Annotated in this window: 13 protein-coding genes; 11 read left to right on the forward strand and 2 right to left on the reverse strand. The window is 63.5% G+C overall.

The features are described from left to right. Nucleotides 1–9 precede the first annotated feature (9 nt). The 5 genes from NKH90_RS26125 (at nucleotide 10) to NKH90_RS26145 (ending at nucleotide 6,393) form a co-directional block, all read left to right on the forward strand. On the forward strand, nucleotides 10–1,164 hold the full coding sequence (locus tag NKH90_RS26125; RefSeq protein WP_352821832.1) for an efflux RND transporter periplasmic adaptor subunit: 1,155 nt from the start codon (nucleotides 10–12) through the stop codon (nucleotides 1,162–1,164). 295 nt (nucleotides 1,165–1,459) lie between these two features. Further along, nucleotides 1,460–2,185 carry a GntR family transcriptional regulator gene (locus NKH90_RS26130; protein WP_352821834.1) on the forward strand — a complete coding sequence of 242 codons (726 nt, stop codon included), beginning with the start codon at nucleotides 1,460–1,462 and terminating at the stop codon, nucleotides 2,183–2,185. A 50-nt stretch (nucleotides 2,186–2,235) separates the two neighbouring features. Continuing rightward, nucleotides 2,236–3,342: a mandelate racemase/muconate lactonizing enzyme family protein gene (locus tag NKH90_RS26135; RefSeq protein WP_352821837.1), complete on the forward strand. Its 1,107-nt coding sequence runs from the start codon at nucleotides 2,236–2,238 to the stop codon at nucleotides 3,340–3,342. A 214-nt stretch (nucleotides 3,343–3,556) separates the two neighbouring features. After that, the gene (locus NKH90_RS26140; protein ID WP_352569398.1) at nucleotides 3,557–4,879 is read left to right on the forward strand and encodes an NAD(P)H-dependent oxidoreductase; all 1,323 of its coding nucleotides are present in this window, start codon (nucleotides 3,557–3,559) and stop codon (nucleotides 4,877–4,879) included. Between the two features lie 20 nt (nucleotides 4,880–4,899). After that, a complete protein-coding gene (locus NKH90_RS26145) occupies nucleotides 4,900–6,393 on the forward strand; it encodes a xylulokinase (RefSeq protein WP_352821841.1) in 1,494 nt (497 codons plus the stop codon). On the opposite strand, the gene NKH90_RS26150 is transcribed toward NKH90_RS26145, so the two are convergent. Next, a complete protein-coding gene (locus tag NKH90_RS26150; protein WP_352821844.1) occupies nucleotides 6,390–7,352 on the reverse strand; it encodes a sugar-binding transcriptional regulator in 963 nt (320 codons plus the stop codon). The two genes, NKH90_RS26145 and NKH90_RS26150, sit on opposite strands and share 4 nt — an antisense overlap. A gap of 308 nt (nucleotides 7,353–7,660) precedes the next feature. Here NKH90_RS26150 and NKH90_RS26155 point away from each other — a divergent pair, with 308 nt between their 5' ends. The 5 genes from NKH90_RS26155 (at nucleotide 7,661) to NKH90_RS26175 (ending at nucleotide 12,958) form a co-directional block, all read left to right on the forward strand. Continuing rightward, nucleotides 7,661–8,644, forward strand: a complete 984-nt coding sequence (locus NKH90_RS26155) for an ABC transporter permease (RefSeq protein WP_502895673.1) — start codon at nucleotides 7,661–7,663, stop codon at nucleotides 8,642–8,644. A gap of 150 nt (nucleotides 8,645–8,794) precedes the next feature. Further along, nucleotides 8,795–9,733, forward strand: coding sequence for a sugar ABC transporter substrate-binding protein (locus NKH90_RS26160; protein WP_023674026.1), 939 nt, complete (start codon nucleotides 8,795–8,797; stop codon nucleotides 9,731–9,733). 33 nt (nucleotides 9,734–9,766) lie between these two features. Continuing rightward, a complete protein-coding gene (locus NKH90_RS26165) occupies nucleotides 9,767–11,275 on the forward strand; it encodes a sugar ABC transporter ATP-binding protein (protein ID WP_352821846.1) in 1,509 nt (502 codons plus the stop codon). A 124-nt stretch (nucleotides 11,276–11,399) separates the two neighbouring features. Then, the gene (locus NKH90_RS26170) at nucleotides 11,400–12,164 is read left to right on the forward strand and encodes an SDR family oxidoreductase (RefSeq protein WP_352821849.1); all 765 of its coding nucleotides are present in this window, start codon (nucleotides 11,400–11,402) and stop codon (nucleotides 12,162–12,164) included. A gap of 8 nt (nucleotides 12,165–12,172) precedes the next feature. Continuing rightward, nucleotides 12,173–12,958 (forward strand): SDR family oxidoreductase, encoded by a 786-nt coding sequence (locus tag NKH90_RS26175; protein WP_352821851.1) that lies wholly within the window; start codon nucleotides 12,173–12,175, stop codon nucleotides 12,956–12,958. A gap of 52 nt (nucleotides 12,959–13,010) precedes the next feature. Here NKH90_RS26175 and NKH90_RS26180 read toward each other — a convergent pair whose 3' ends face one another. Next, nucleotides 13,011–14,093, reverse strand: coding sequence for a D-alanine--D-alanine ligase family protein (locus tag NKH90_RS26180; RefSeq protein ID WP_352821853.1), 1,083 nt, complete (start codon nucleotides 14,091–14,093; stop codon nucleotides 13,011–13,013). Between the two features lie 471 nt (nucleotides 14,094–14,564). Here NKH90_RS26180 and NKH90_RS26185 point away from each other — a divergent pair, with 471 nt between their 5' ends. Then, on the forward strand, nucleotides 14,565–15,536 hold the full coding sequence (locus NKH90_RS26185; protein ID WP_352821855.1) for an ABC transporter substrate-binding protein: 972 nt from the start codon (nucleotides 14,565–14,567) through the stop codon (nucleotides 15,534–15,536). Nucleotides 15,537–15,563 lie beyond the last annotated feature (27 nt).

Genomic DNA, 15,563 nt, shown 5'->3' on the forward strand with positions numbered 1-15,563 from the left:
GAATTGATCATGCGTAAATGGAAAATCGCGCTGGGAACGGCCGTCGCCCTTGGGGCGATTTCGGTGGCGAGCGTTCACCTGCTCGACATGGGCAGCCTCAGCCTCAACGCGGGCACAGCCGGGGCGGCGACACCCAAGGCGGAAGCCTTTGTCATGCCGGTGCCGGTGGTGAGCGTCGTCAAGAAGACGATCCCGATCTATCTCGACTACGCCGCCCGGGTTGAGCCGATCCGCAGCATCACGCTGCAGGCGCGCGTGCCGGGTTATCTGCAGGAGCAGGTCGCCACCGACGGCAGCGACGTGGCGAAGGGCGACCTTCTCTACAAGATCGCCCCGGAGGATTTTCAGGCTACCCTCGAGCAGGCGAAGGCGCTTATCCAGCGCGACACGGCAACACTCGACTATGCGCGCTCCAATCTCGGGCGCGGCAGCGAACTCGCCAAGAGCGGCTATCTCGCCAAGGACGTGTTCGACCAGCGCACCAGCACCTTGCGTGAGGCTCAGGCCTCGCTCGCCGTGAACCAGGCCGCCTTGCGGACCGCCGAGCTCAATTTGAGCTATACCGAAATCCGTGCCCCGTTCGCGGGACGCATCGGACGCAGCCAGGCTTCCGTTGGAACGCTGGTCAGCGTTGCCGGCACGGTGCTCAATTCGCTGGTGCAGCTCGATCCGATCTACGTCACCTTCAATCCGAGCGAAACGGACCTGACACAGATCGAGGAAGCCCGGGCCGCGGGACCGATCAGTGTCGACGTCCTGCTTCCCGGTGAAACGGAACCGCGCCAGAAGGGCGATCTTACCTTCATAGACAACACGATCGATCGCTCGACCGGCACCATCACGGCACGGGCGACGATCGGCAACGGCAAGTTCACGCTGCTGCCCGGCCAATATGTCCGCGTCCGGCTGCACGTCAAAGAGCAGCCCGATGCGCTGATGGTACCGCAGACGGCACTCGGCTCAGGCCAGCTCGGCAAATACCTCTATGTCGTCGGCAAGGACAACACGGTCGACCAGCGTATCGTTTCGCTCGGACCGACCAATGGCGATCAGGTCGCCATCTTGAGCGGTGTGGCCGAAGGCGACCGGGTGATTACCGGCAATCTGCAGAAGATCGGCCCGGGAATGCCGGTCTCGCCGCTGCCCGAGAAACCGGCCACCTGATAACCCCCATCAGGTCCGGTTCCGCGGCGCCCTCGGCTCCCACGCCAAGGGCGCCGTTTTTGCTATGTTTCGTTCTACGCAACTCCTTGGGGAAAACGCAACGTACGCCGGCTTCGAGAAGCCGGTGTGATGTTCAGCGATGAAGAACGGGTCGGTCTTTGCGGCCGTGCGGCCTGACGGCCTTGCCGGCGCCGCAAGCCAGCCGGCCAAGCGGAAGTCAAGAAATCCACAACCCGCCTCTTGTTAGATTGTCGACAATCTGCTTGTCTTGATTTCGGTTCCCTGGAGCAGCCGAATGGCAAAGCTGGATTTCAGTCCGATCGCGGATACGACACGCAGGGCCGAGATCGTAGGGCTGCTCCGGCGGGCGATCCTGACCGGCCAGCTGGAACCTGGACAGAAGCTCAACGAACTCAGGATTTCCGAGCAGATGCGGGTGAGCCGCGCGCCGCTGCGCGAGGCGATGCGCGAGCTGGTGCAGGAAGGCATCCTGACCAGCATTCCCTACGCCGGAACCTTTGTCATCGACGTCACCGCCAAGGACATCGACGACGCCTATTCGCTCAACAAGGTGCTCGACGAGTTCGCCATCGCGCGGACCTGGCCGCTTCGCGACCAGCGCTTCTTCGACGAACTCGACCGGCGTCATGCGGCGGTGAAGCAGGCGACGCGCGAACTGGACACGACGCGGCAGATCGAAACAGCGCTGCAACTGCATGGCCTGATCCACGAATGGGCCGACAATTCGGTGCTGCTTGAAACGTGGCAACGGCTGACCAGCCGGCTGCAGATGTATTTCGCGTTGCACCAGCGGGCGCGCAACGAGCCGGTGCCTGCCGAAGATGCTCACGAGACCTATGTACGGCTGCTCAAAGGCACCGACATGCCCGCTGCCCAGCGCCATGCCAAGGAGCACATCGATTTCGATTTCGAGGCATTGCTCGCCTATGCGCGCGGGCTGGAACAGCGCGGCTCAAAGGGCGCCGGCGCCGATCGTGCCGGCCGACCTAAAGGCGGCTGAGCCCGACAAATTTGACGGACATCCCGGAACACAGACAACGGACAGAAAACGTGCAGATCAAAACCATCAAGGCCTACCATGTCGTACAGCCTTTCGTTGACGGGCCTTACCGTATGTCCAAGGGGCGTGTCGCCGATGCGTTCGACGCGGTGATCGTCGCCGTCACCGCCGACAGCGGCCTCACCGGCTGGGGCGAGATGGCGCCGCTTGGCAATTTCTATTCGCCTGCCTTCGCTGCGGGTACTCGCGCCGGTGTCGTCGAGATCGCGCCGCATCTCATTGGCCATGACCCACGCGGGCTTGCCAGTATCAACAGGCTGATGGACACGGTGTTCAAGGGCCATCCCTACATCAAGTCGACGCTCGACATGGCGTGCTCGGATCTTGCGGCGCGCGCCGCCGACGTGCCGCTGGTCACCCTGCTCGGCGGACGCGAGAGCGTGACGGCCGAACTCTACAAAGTCGTCACCCACGGCACGGTCGACGCGATGGCCGCACTCGCCAAGCGCATCGTCAAGGACGGCTTTCATCGGCTGCAGGTCAAGGTCGGCGGCAACGTCCATGACGACATCGAACGCGTCACGGCCGTTGCCGCCGCGGTGCCGAAGGGCACCGTCATCTTCTGCGACGCCAATGCCGGCTGGACGCCTTACCAGGCGCGCCAGTTCGTGGATGCGACGCGCACCATCGACTACACGTTCGAGCAGCCCTGCACGACGATCGACGAATGCCTGTCGGTGCGCCGCTCGCTCGACAAGCCGATGGTGCTCGATGAATCCGTCGCCTCGCTTGATGATATGCTCGATATCCATCGCAAGGGCGCGGCCGACGGGCTGACGCTGAAGATCTCACGCCTCGGCGGCGTCACCAAAACGCGCCAGATCCGCGACCTTGCCGTCGACCTCGGCTTCATGATCACGGTCGAGGACACTGGCGGCGCCGAGATCGACACATCGGCTATGGCGCATCTGTCGCTGTCGACGCCGGAGGAGCGCCGGCTGCACGCCATCGCCTTTCACGAATGGGTGACGGTGCGCACCGCATCCAACATGCCGCCGGTTTCGGGAAGCCGTATGGGCATTCCGGATGGGCCGGGCCTCGGCATCGATGTCGTTCCCGGCCTGCTTGGTGCGCCCTTCTTCGAAATCGGCAGCTGAGCTGCAATAAGGCTGCACTCAATCAAGCTGAATATGCCGCGTCCTTCTGACTGCGGAGGCACGGCCGTGTGGATTGACCGCTCATCCAATCGTCTTCGGCCGATTGCAGAACGACAATGCCCAATTGCCGGTTGAAATATTTTTCATTTGCAAATAGAAATGTTCAAAACGTTGATTTGGACGCTGCGGCGCGTCAGGAACTGGAGGAAGCGACATGTCCCATCCGCAATTTGCAGCGGAACTTCTGCAGCGCGCTGAACAGCAGGGGCCGATCACCATCGGGCTTGCCGGCGCCGGGCAGATGGGCACCGACATCGTCGTCCAGGTCGCGCTGATGCCGGGCATGCGGATCGGCGCTATTTCCGAAGTCAGGCCGCAGGCAGCGATCGACGCGGCGCTGCTCGCTGGCCATGACCGTTCCGACATCGTCCAGGCCGGCAATGCGGCCGCGATCGACCGCGCCATCGAGGCCGGCAAGATCGCGGTGACCGAAGATTTGCATGCGCTGGCGGCGGCCGGCCGGATCGACGTCATCATCGACGCGACGGGCAATCCCAATATCGGCACGTTGTTTGCGCTCGAAGTGATGAAGAACGGCAAGCACATCGTCATGCTCAATGTCGAGGCCGACATCACCATTGGCCGTTTCCTCAAGGACGAAGCGCGTAAGGCTGGCGTCGTATATACCGGTGCGGCCGGCGACGAGCCGGCCTGCACGCTGGAGATCATCGGCTTTGCCAAGAGCCTCGGCTTCAACATCATCGCCGCCGGCAAGGGCAAGAACAATCCGCTGAAGATCGACGCCATGCCGGCCGACTACGAGAAGGAGGCGGCCGAGCGCAACATGAATGCGCGCATGCTGGTCGAATTCGTCGACGGCTCGAAGACGGCGATCGAGATGGTGGCGATCGCCAATGCGACCGGCCTGGTGCCCGATGTGCCGGGCATGCACGGCCCGACCGCGACGCTGGAGGAGTTGGCCAGCGTGCTTTGCCCGCGCGAGGATGGCGGCGTGCTGCATCGCAAGGGCGTGGTCGATTACTCGATCGGCAAGGGTGTGGCGCCCGGCGTGTTCTGCATCATCGAGACCCGGCATCCGCGTGTGCTGGAGCGCATGATCGACCTCAAGGTCGGCAAGGGCCCCTATTTCACGATCTTCCGGCCCTATCATCTGACCAGCCTGGAAGTGCCGCTGTCGGCGGCGCGCGCCGTGGTCTACAAGCGGGCCGACATGGAGCCGCTCGACCATCCTGTGGCCGAGGCGGTCGCGGTCGCCAAGAGCGATCTTGGCGTTGGCCAGTCGCTCGGCATGATCGGCGAGAACGACTATCGCGGCTTCGCCATGACCTGGGGGGATGCGCGCGCCCGTGGCGCCCTGCCGCTCGGCCTTGCCGAACGCGCCAAGGTGGTCAAGCCGCTCAAGACCGGCGACTTCCTGACCTATGAAAATTGTGTACCCGACGATTCGATGGTGATAACCCAGATCCGCCGCCGTCTCGACCAGTCGGACGGACGGTTCGTTACAAACGCAGCCTGACCCCGCCGGATCTCCGCCTGATGGACGATGTCGTAATCGGGATCGACGCCTCGACCACGGCCGTGAAGGCGATTGCCTTCACCCGCGCCGGCGAGGAGCTGTTCCAGGCGCGCGAGACCTATCCGCTTTCAAATCCGAAGCCCCGCCATTTCGAGCAGGAGGCCGAACAATGGTGGACGGCGCTGCTTGGCGCATTGAAGCAGGTCACCGAGGCGGTCGGCACTACGCGGGTGGCGGCGATCTGCATCGCTCACCAGCGAGAGACCTTCACGCTGGTGGACAGCGCCGGCAAAGCACTCATGCCGGCGATCCTGTGGCTCGACGAACGCGCCCGGCCGCAGGTTATCAGGCTTTCGGCCGAACTCGGCCGCGAGGCGATCCGCGACTGGAGCGGCAAGCCGCCGGACCCGACGCCGGCGCTCTACGCCATTGCCTGGCTTGCCGAGCACCAGCCGCAAGTGCTTCGCCAGGCAGCGGCACTGGTCGACGTGCACGGTTTCTTCGTCCAGCGGCTGACCGGGCGATTGGTCACCAGCACCGCAAGTGCGGATCCGCTCGGGCTGCTCGACGTCGAGAAAGGTACCTGGCATCCCCGCCTCGTTGCGGCCGCCGGACTGCAGATGGAGCAATTGCCCGAGCTGGTCGCGCCAGGCGTGGTCTGCGGCAGTCTTTCCGCAAGCATAGCGCAGCTGACCGGCCTGAGGGCCGGCACGCCGGTCGTTGCCGGCGCTGGGGACGGCCAGGCGATGGGCCTCGGCATGGGCGTCTACGGCGAGGACAAGAGCTATCTCTCGCTCGGCTCCGGCGTGGTCAGCGGCTGCTATTCCGGCAAGGTGAAAACCTCGGACGCGTTTCGCACGCTGGTTTCGCCGACCGGCTCCGGTTTCATGCTGGAGACCGTGCTGCGCTCGGGCATGCAGCTGGTCGACTGGATCGTGCGAACCACCGGTTCGCCCTCGGCGGCAGCGCTGGAGAAAGTGGCGCTGGATGTTGCCGCGGGCAGCGAGGGCCTGCTCATCATGCCCTATTGGGCCGGCGTCATGAGCCCGTATTGGGACGGTGCGGCGCGCGGCGCCATTGTCGGCCTGTCGCTGGATCACCGGCCGGAGCATCTCTTCCGCGCTGTCCTGGAAGGCATCGCCTTCGAGCAGGCCGTCGCCACCGAGGCCATGGAAGCCCAGGCCGGCGGACCGGCCGCGATGATTGCCGCCGGCGGCGGCACCAATTGCGCGCTGCTCATGCAGATCATGGCAAGCGTGCTCGAGCGGCCGCTCTCGGTTTCGCCGGTCAACGAAGCCGCCGCACTCGGCGCTGCCATGCTGGCGGCAGCGGCTGTCGGCTGGTTTGCCTCGCCGGAAGCCGCAGCAGAGGCAATGGCTGCCGCTCCCACCAGGCATGTCGATCCGGTCGACGGGCTTGTCGCCGCCTATCGCAGCCGCAAGGAAATCTACCGCGACCTTTATCAGGCGACGCGCGACATCCACACCCGCCTTAGCGCTCTCGGCGAAATCTAGCGGTTGAGCAGGCCCTTGGCCGCGTCTTCGTCGGTGATCAGAACCGATACCTTGATGTTGGCGAGCGCAGCCCGCATTACCGCTACCTTCTCGCTGCCTCCCGACACCAGGATGATGCTCGGGATATCCGACAGATCCTGCAGCGGATAGGCGCAGACGCGGCGGTTGACCTCGTGGTCGACCGGGCGGCCCTCGGCGTCGATGAAATGACACAGAATATCGCCGACGGCACCGGCCGCCTGCAATTCCTCGAGTTCGCTTGGCTTGATGAAGCCGTAATTGGCGATCGGGCTGTCGTTGGAAAACGAGCCGACGCTGAGCACGGCGATGTTTGCCCGGCGTGCACGGAAGACGACGTCCTGAACGCTGCGCTGGCTCATGAAAGCGTCGCGCTGCTCCGGCCTGTCGGCATAGACCGGCACCGGCAGCAGGAAGCACTCCGCACCGATCTTTTCGGCGAAATCCCAGGCGCTTTCTGTCGGGTTAAGCGGCTGGGCATGGGTGAGGCCGCCAAGCATCGAAACCACCGTCGTCCTGGCGATGGGCCGCCGCGGCAATTCATTGATGGCAAATTTCAGTGTCCGCCCCCAGCCCAGTGCGATGACATCGCCGGCATTCACATGGTCGGCCAGGTAGGCGGCGGCGGCGTGGCCGATCATCAGCGGCGCGTTGCTTCGGTCGGCCGCCGACGGCACGACAACAGCCTGGCTGAGCCCGAACCGCTGCTTGAGGCTTTCCTCCAAAATCACGCATTCGACGACGCTGTCGCGGATGCGAAACTGGACGACACCCTCTTCGCGGGCGGCGGAGAGAATGCGATGCACCTTGATGCGGCCGACGCCGAGAATTTCGGAAATCCGCTCCTGTGTAAGACCCTCGACGTAATAGTGCCAGGCGGCGCGGGCCTTGAGTTCGGCGTCGGGGAAGCGCGAGGCTTTTTCGTTCTCAACGATCGTCATCTGTTTGCCTTGCCGCAGCCGCCGGCTCTGCTCATGATATTCCAATCCGGCGACTTCGAAATGCCCAAGATTTCGGAGACCTTGCGTAAGGCAAACCGGCGGACAGCGCAAACCCGTCGTCGAATGAAGCGGCAGGCCTTGACAATTTTCCGACGAACAGTTTAGCTGAACAAAATTGCATGTTAAAGATAAATTGTTCACAGGGAGGGGCCTGGTGAACAAAGTGGCCCGGTGATGCAGCGCCGGATTGCTGTGGAGGAGACAAAGTGGCTGTGAGCAACGACGCAAGCAATTTGAAGGCAGGCGAGTTGAAGGCAGGCTCTGGCGCGCAGGCTACGGCGGGCGCAAGGTTTTCGGCTGTCTTTGCCGGAACCATGGGTCCGCTGATCGGGCTGGCTCTGCTGTGCCTGGCGCTCTCGCTGACCACCGACACGTTCCTGACCATCCGCAACATCCTCAACGTGCTCGACCAGGTCACCGTGCTCGGCATCATGGCGATCGGCATGACGCTGGTCATCCTGATCGGCGGCATCGACCTGTCCGTCGGCTCGGTGCTGGCGCTGGCTTCCATGGTGATGGGCTTCGTCGCCCATCCGGACTATCTCAATCTCGGCCTGCCCGCCGGCATCGCCGCGGCCCTCGTCGTCGCCGGTCTTTGCGGGCTGGTTTCGGGCCTGCTGGTGACGGTCACCAAGCTGCCGCCCTTCATCGCCACGTTGGCGATGATGTCGGTGGCGCGCGGCCTCGCCAACATGATCACCGACGGCTCGCAGATCGTCGGCTTTCCCGACTGGTTCACCAGCCTGTCGATCATCCGCCATTTCGGCTTCCTCTCGGTCACCGTGGGGCTGATGATCGTGCTTGCCGTCATTTTCGCGATCTTCCTGAATTATCGCGCTACCGGCCGTAGCCTGTACGCAATCGGCGGCAGCGCCGAAGTCGCCCGGCTGTCCGGCATACCAGTCAAATCGCTGACAAACTGGGTCTATGCGATCTGCGCCGTGCTGGCCGGTCTCGCAGGCATCGTGCTTGCCGCCCGGCTCGATTCCGTCCAACCGAGCTCCGGCCTTGGCTACGAACTCGACACCATCGCGGCGGTGGTGATCGGCGGCGCCAGCCTGTCGGGCGGCGTCGGTTCGATCGGCGGCACAGCCATCGGCGTCCTCATCATCGGCGTGCTGCGCAACGGGCTGAACCTGCTCGGTGTCTCGCCCTTCATCCAGCAAGTGGTTATCGGCGTGGTGATCGCGCTGGCGGTGGCCACCGACACGTGGCGGCGCCGAGCACAATGAAGAATGGGGCACAATGAAGAATTGGGCTCAATGAGATTCGCCCCGATACTCGGGCGAAAACGGATCGGTGATCCGAAACTGGGAGTTGTTCGGCCAAGGGGCGCCGCGATGCGCGGGCAGGACAGATTGAACATCAACGGAGGAATAAACATGCTGACCAAACGTTCATTGCTGCTTGCCGCCGCGGCCGTCATCCCGCTGCTTGGCCTGTCCGACATGGCCTCGGCCAAGGAGGCCAAAAAGCTCGGCCTCGCCGTCGCCAATCTGCAGGCCGACTTCTTCAACCAGATCAAGCAGTCCGTCGAAGCCTACGGCAAGGAAAAGGGCATCGAGGTCGTTACCGTCGACGCCAAGGGCGATTCGGCGACCCAGGTCAGCCAGGTGCAGGACCTGATCACGCAGAACATCGATGCGCTGATCTATATTCCAGCCGGCGCCACCGCCGCCACCGTGCCGACCAAGACCGCCAAGGCTGCCGGCATCCCGGTCGTCAATGTCGACCGCAACGCCGATGGCGCGCCCGGCGATACTTTCATCGCAACCAACAGCGTGGCATCGGCCAAGGCGGTTTGCGACTACATCGCCAAGCAGGCCGGCGGCAAGGGCGAGTTGATCATCATCCACGGCCAGAAGGGTACGACGCCCGAGGTCGATCGCTCGAAGGGCTGTGGCGAAGCGTTAAAGGGCTATCCCGACATTAAGGTGGTCGGCGAATTGTGGAGCGAAGGCTGGCACCAGGACGAAGGCTTCAAGCTGACGCAGGATCTGTTGCAGTCGCACCCCGACGTGTCGATCGTCATCGGCCAGGCCGATGCGCTGGCGCTCGGTGCGGCGCAGGCGGTCAAGGTCGCCAATCCCGGCCATAAGGTCTGGGTTGCCGGCTTCGACGGCGATGTGGCGGCGCTCAAGGCACTGAAGGACGGCGTCTTCGACGTGACCGCGACGCAGCAAACCCAGGGCATGGGCCGGCTCGCCGTCGACGCAGCAATCAAGCTGGTGGCCGGCGAGACCATTCCCGCCGAACAGCTGCAGGATGCGACGCTGACCACCAAGGACAATGTCGAGCAGTTCATCGCCAAGCATCCCTGATTGAGACCAGTCCGGCAATCGACGAGCGCAACGATGTCCACCGATCCTCGCCACACGCACAGCTCCCATAACGGGCTCGTCGTCAGCGGCCTCTGCAAAAGCTACGGGCCGGTGCAGGTCCTGGCCGATGCGAGCTTCGAGGTGCGGCCGGGCGAGGTCGTGGCGCTGCTTGGCGAAAACGGCGCCGGCAAGTCCACCGTCTCGAACATCATCGCCGGGTCGACCAAACCCGATGCCGGCACCATCACCTGGCGGGGGAACCCTTATTCCCCCGCCAATCCTGCCGCGGCGATCGACGCCGGCATCGGCATGATCCACCAGGAGCTGAAGCTCTTGCCCGATCTGTCGGTCGCCGAAAACGTCTATGTCGGGCGCCTGCCGATGCGTGGCGGCCGCATCGACCGCGCGGCAATGAATGCACGGGCATCGGCCCAGTTGAAGCGCCTCGGCCTCGATGTCTCGCCCGAGCGCAAGGTGCGCACGCTGCGTATCGCCGCCCAGCAGCAGGTCGAGATCGCCAAGGCGCTGACGCTCAATGCCGAGCTGCTGATCTTCGACGAACCAACGGCAGCCCTTGGCGGCGAGGAAACGGAGCTCCTGTTCCAGCAGATCCGCAAGCTCAAGGCGGAAGGCATGTCCTTCATCTATATCAGCCACCGGCTGGACGAGATCGCCCAGATCGCCGATCGCGTGGTGGTGATGCGCGACGGGCGCATCGTCGCCCGGCACGAGCGCGCCGACATTCCGGTGCGCACTGTCGTCGAGCAAATGGTCGGCCGCAGTGTCGAGCGGATGTTCCCTACGGTATCGGCGCCGGGCAACGAGACGCTGCTCGAGGTCGAGAACCTGTCCTCGCCGGAACGCAGCTTTCAAAATGTCAGCTTTTCAGTGCGGGCCGGCGAAATCCTCGGCATTGCCGGGCTGATCGGCGCCGGACGCACGGAGCTGGTGCGGGCGATCGCCGGTGCCGATCCGATCTCATCGGGATCGGTGCGCGTCGCCGGCAAGCCGGTGCATCTCAATGGCCCGGCGGCGGCGATCAAGGCCGGCGTCGTCCTGGTACCGGAAGACCGCAAGGCGCAGGGCGTGGTGCTCGACCAGACTATCGGCGAGAACCTGGCGATCGGCAATTTCGACCATGTCGCGCCGAATGGCTGGGTGTTCCCGAAGGCGGTGCAGAAATTCGCCGAGGCCGGCATTCGCCGGCTCGGCGTCAAGGGCCGGCCGAACCAGGCGGTCAGCAAGCTCTCCGGCGGCAACCAGCAGAAAGTGATCATCGCCAAATGGGTGTCGCGCCCGCCCAAGGTATTCATCCTGGACGAGCCGACGCGCGGCATCGACGTCGGTGCACGCGCCGCGATCTATGATGTCATCGCCGACCTTGCCCGCTCCGGCATGGCGGTGGTGGTGGTGAGCTCCGACCTCGAGGAAGTGCTCGGCCTGTCACATCGCGTGCTGGTGCTGAGCCGCGGCCGGCAACGCGGCATTCTCGACCGCAGCGAAGCAAGCAATATCGCCGTGATGGAACTCGCCACGAGCTAGGACGCCCATCGAAACAAAGCGCAGCAGGTGGTATCCTCCCGGGCACCAGACCGCGCGGGGCGCCAGCAACAGAGTTGGCGCCCCTTTATTCCGGAGGACGGCGGTTGGAGCAGAGGGACCGACGATGAAATTATTCGACCTTCATGGTGACGTGGCACTTGTGACAGGCGCCGGCAGCGGCCTCGGGCAGGCAATCGCCATTGGGCTGGCCGAAGCCGGCGCCGACATAGCCTGCTTCGGCCACGCCTCGAAAGGCGGGCTGGAGGAGACCGCGCACCGGATCACGGCACTCGGCCGCAAGGCGCTGGTGCTGAACGGCACAGTGACTTCAGAGACCGATCTCGCGGCCGCGATCGAGCGTACGGAGATGGAACTCGGCGCGTTGACCGTCGCCGTCAACAATGCCGGCGTCGCCGGAGCTGAGCCGGCAGAGACGCTGTCGCTGGAAAAATGGCAGAAGCTCTATGACGTCAATGTCAGCGGCGTGTTTCTGTCCTGCCAGGCCGAGGCCCGCGCCATGCTGACGCGGCGCAAGGGCTCGATCATCAACATCGCGTCGATGTCGGGCTCGATCGTCAATCGCGGCCTGACCCAGGCGCATTACAATTCGTCGAAGGCCGCGGTGATCCACATGTCGAAGAGCCTCGCCATGGAATGGGCCGATCGCGGCCTGCGCGTCAATGTCGTCAGCCCCGGTTACACGCTGACGCCGATGAACAAGCGGCCGGAGGTCGCCGACCAGGTCAGGATCTTTGAGCGCGACACGCCGATGGGCCGCATGGCGGCGCCGGAAGAGATGGTCGGCCCGACCGTGTTCCTGGCCAGCCGCGCCGCGAGTTTCGTCACCGGCATCGACCTGATCGTCGATGGCGGCTTCGTCTGCTGGTAGGAGAAAAGATGCAGAAGCGATTCCTGGGAAAAACGGCGGTCATCACCGGCGCCAGCGGCGGCATTGGCGCGGCAATGGCCAGGCGCTTCGCGGCGGAAGGTGCCGCGGTCGTCGTCAGCGCCATCGACGCGCGCGTCGACGAGGTCGCCGCCGATCTCAAGGCTGCGGGCGCCAGGGTCGCATCGCTGCGCATGGACGTGACCAAAAAAGACGAGGTCGTCGCCCTTTATGACCTGGCCGAGCAACAATTCGGCCGCATCGACATCTCCGTGCAGAATGCCGGTGTCATCACCATCGCCAGGATCGAGGCGATGACCGAGGCCGAATGGGACAAGGTGATGGCGGTCAACACCAAGGGCGTGTTCCTGTGCTGCCAGGAGGCGATCGCGCGCATCCGCAAGCATGGCGATGGCGGCCGGCTGATCAACACCGCATCCGGCCAGGCGCGGCAGGGCTTTATCTACACGCCGCATTATGCGGCCTCGAAATTCGGCGTCGTCGGCGTCACCCAGAGCCTGGCCAAGGAAGTGGCGAAGGAGAAGATCACCGTCAACGCGATCTGCCCCGGCATCATCGACACCGATATGTGGGCCTATAACGACGCCGCATGGGGAAAGTTGATGGGCGAGTACAAGCCCGGCGAGTTGATGGCCGAATGGGTGAAGAACATCCCGATGGGCCGCGCCGGCAGCGGCGAGGACGTCTCCGGCCTGGTCAGCTTTCTCGCCAGCGACGATGCGGCCTACATCACCGGCCAGACCATCAATGTCGATGGCGGCCTGATCATGTCGTGAGCGGCGCGGGCCGACGTACCATCGACCGGATATGAATGCCGCTTCGCTGCGTTCAGGCTGCTCGGCCCGCCCGAGCCAATCCATGTTCCACGAGCCGGTCGATGATTTCGGAATAGCTGACGCCGCTTGCCGCCATTGCCTTGGAATACATGCTGATGTCGGTGAAGCCGGGGATGGTGTTGATTTCATTGACCAGGAACTGCATGTCCGGCGTCAGAAAGAAGTCGATGCGGGCCATCCCGTCACAGCCGACGGCTCTGAAAGCCCTTGCGGCCACGTCCCGCATGGCTGCCTCGACCTCCGGCGGCAGATCGGCCGGCACTCTTAGCGCCGCGCCGTTCTCGTCGATGTATTTGGCATCGTAGCTATAGAAATCATGGCTTTCGGCCGGCACGATCTCGCCTGGCCGCGAGACGAACAGGTCGCCTGCCGGGTCCTCCAACACGCTATATTCGATCTCGCGCCCACGAATGAATTCCTCGGCCAACAGCTTGCAATCGTGCCGGAAGGCTTCAGCAAGCGCTCCATCGAATTCCTGGCTGGCATGGACTTTTCCGACGCCGACAGACGATCCCTGACGCGCCGGTTTGATGAAGAACGGCAGGCCGAGTTCGCTTTCCAGTGCAGCGAGGGCGGGCGCCGCACCTTTATGGATCGTCACTGAGCGCGCGATTGGCAGCCCCGCCGCTTCCAGGAGCCGTTTGGCGATGTCCTTGTCCAGCGCGGTTGCCGAACCCAGGATGCCGCAGCCGGCGAGCGGCACCCGAGCCACCTCGGCCACCCCCTGTACCGAGCCGTCTTCGCCATGAGGGCCGTGCAGGACAGGAAACAGGATGTCGATCTTCGGCAGATCATAGGGCGTGCCGTCGGCCGGGATCGCCATCATCCGTCCGTGCCCGCCCGGAACCAGGCAAACTTCCAAACCGCCCGCAGGCTTTGCGAGCGTACCATCCTGGAAGCTGCTCAGCAGCCACTGTCCTTCGCGCGTGACGAAGATTGGGACCGCATCGTATTTGGCGGGCAGCAGCGCACGCATGACATTGGTTGCTGAAAGCACCGAAACGTCATGCTCGGCGGAACGTCCGCCAAAGAGCACGGCGATGCGCAGTCTGTTCAAGGAGGAGGTCTGCTGCATTGTATCGGTATCCTGTCCTTGCGGCTCGCATACGGGATGACCCGCAACCTTGGCTTTTTTCGAACCGATCTGCGGGTCCATGTAAAAAGACGGGCCGTGAAATTGGCACCGGCGTTATTCGTTGCGCGACATGACCGTTGGTATATATAATTTCATCTCATGAAAGTGGCTCTGGGCGAGTTGCGGAGCCAACAGCCGAGATCATGGGACTTTGATGGTTTGCCCCTCAAGACCGGCGATCGATCCGTGGATGACTGCTTTGGCAGCAATCCTTCGGCAGTCATGACGCGGCCGGTCCCCGCCACATCTTCACCAATTTGGGCACCACCCCCGTTTTGCGCCGGCATCCGCTTCGGCAGCATTGTGGCGCCTACGGCCTTGCGCAACGACCAGCTTTTCCAACACAATCAAAAAAAGACGCAAGAAGGGAACTAACGATAATTTCCACCAGAGCTTGACAGGAGAACAAGCATGTCACTTCGGAGCATGATTTCGAATTTCTCAATGGGAGCCTTAACACTTGCCGCAGCCGCACTGACATCTTCGGCCTATGCGGCGGCGCCGGAATCCAACGACCCGATCAAGATCGCGCTGTTCGATTGGACCAGCGTCAATCTGAACGCCAAGATCCTCGGCGGCATCCTCGAAAAGCTCGGCTATACCGTCGAGTATCCGACCGCCGACTATCTCTCCAGCCTGACCACCGGCCTGACCAATGGCGACATCGATGTCGGCCTGGAATTCTGGGACACGACGGCCGGCGAGGCGATGAAGGCCTCGGACGCGACGGGCCAGACCGAACGCCTCGGCAAGCTCGGACCAAAGGCCAAGGAAGAATGGTGGTTTCCCGAATATATGAAAGAGAAATGCCCCGGCCTGCCGAACTGGGAAGCGCTGAAAGACCCGAAATGCGCCGAGGCGTTCTCGACCGCCGAAACCGCGCCAAAGGGGCGTTATCTCGGCGGCCCGGTGACATGGGAAGGTTTTGACGACGAACGCGTCGAGGCGCTGAAACTGCCCTTCACCGTCATCCATGCCGGCACCGATGCGGCGATGTTCGCCGAACTGGACTCGGCCTATCAGCGCAAGGCGCCGATCATGCTGTGGATCTATTCGCCGCATTGGGCGCCGGCCAAATACAAGGGCGAATGGGTCGAATTCCCCGACTATACGACAGAGTGCTACACCGACCCGAAATGGGGTGTGAACCCCGACGCGAAATATGACTGCGGCAAGCCGCATGGCGAGATCTGGAAATATTCCTGGGGCGGCATGAAGGACAAATGGCCGGTCGCCTACAAGGTCGCGAAAAACTACACGGTCGACACCGACGAGCTCAACAAGATGAGCGGCGAGATCGATCTCGAAGGCAAGACGCCGGAAGACGTCGCCGCCGCCTGGATCGCCGCCCACGAAGCCGACTGGAAAGCCTGGGCCGAGTGACCGTCTGACTGGAAACGCGACGACCCG

It is taken from the genome of Mesorhizobium sp. M0898 (assembly GCF_040319695.1).
Lineage (GTDB): Bacteria > Pseudomonadota > Alphaproteobacteria > Rhizobiales > Rhizobiaceae > Mesorhizobium.

Excerpts from the sequence above, each read along its gene's own strand:
- NKH90_RS26125 (WP_352821832.1), top strand. The coding sequence starts at position 10 with ATGCGTAAATGGAAAATCGCGCTGGGAACGGCCGTCGCCCTTGGGGCG.
- NKH90_RS26130 (WP_352821834.1), top strand. The coding sequence starts at position 1,460 with ATGGCAAAGCTGGATTTCAGTCCGATCGCGGATACGACACGCAGGGCC.
- NKH90_RS26140 (WP_352569398.1), top strand. The coding sequence starts at position 3,557 with ATGTCCCATCCGCAATTTGCAGCGGAACTTCTGCAGCGCGCTGAACAG.
- NKH90_RS26145 (WP_352821841.1), top strand. The coding sequence starts at position 4,900 with ATGGACGATGTCGTAATCGGGATCGACGCCTCGACCACGGCCGTGAAG.
- NKH90_RS26150 (WP_352821844.1), bottom strand. The coding sequence starts at position 7,352 with ATGACGATCGTTGAGAACGAAAAAGCCTCGCGCTTCCCCGACGCCGAA.
- NKH90_RS26160 (WP_023674026.1), top strand. The coding sequence starts at position 8,795 with ATGCTGACCAAACGTTCATTGCTGCTTGCCGCCGCGGCCGTCATCCCG.
- NKH90_RS26165 (WP_352821846.1), top strand. The coding sequence starts at position 9,767 with ATGTCCACCGATCCTCGCCACACGCACAGCTCCCATAACGGGCTCGTC.
- NKH90_RS26170 (WP_352821849.1), top strand. The coding sequence starts at position 11,400 with ATGAAATTATTCGACCTTCATGGTGACGTGGCACTTGTGACAGGCGCC.
- NKH90_RS26175 (WP_352821851.1), top strand. The coding sequence starts at position 12,173 with ATGCAGAAGCGATTCCTGGGAAAAACGGCGGTCATCACCGGCGCCAGC.
- NKH90_RS26180 (WP_352821853.1), bottom strand. The coding sequence starts at position 14,093 with ATGCAGCAGACCTCCTCCTTGAACAGACTGCGCATCGCCGTGCTCTTT.
- NKH90_RS26185 (WP_352821855.1), top strand. The coding sequence starts at position 14,565 with ATGTCACTTCGGAGCATGATTTCGAATTTCTCAATGGGAGCCTTAACA.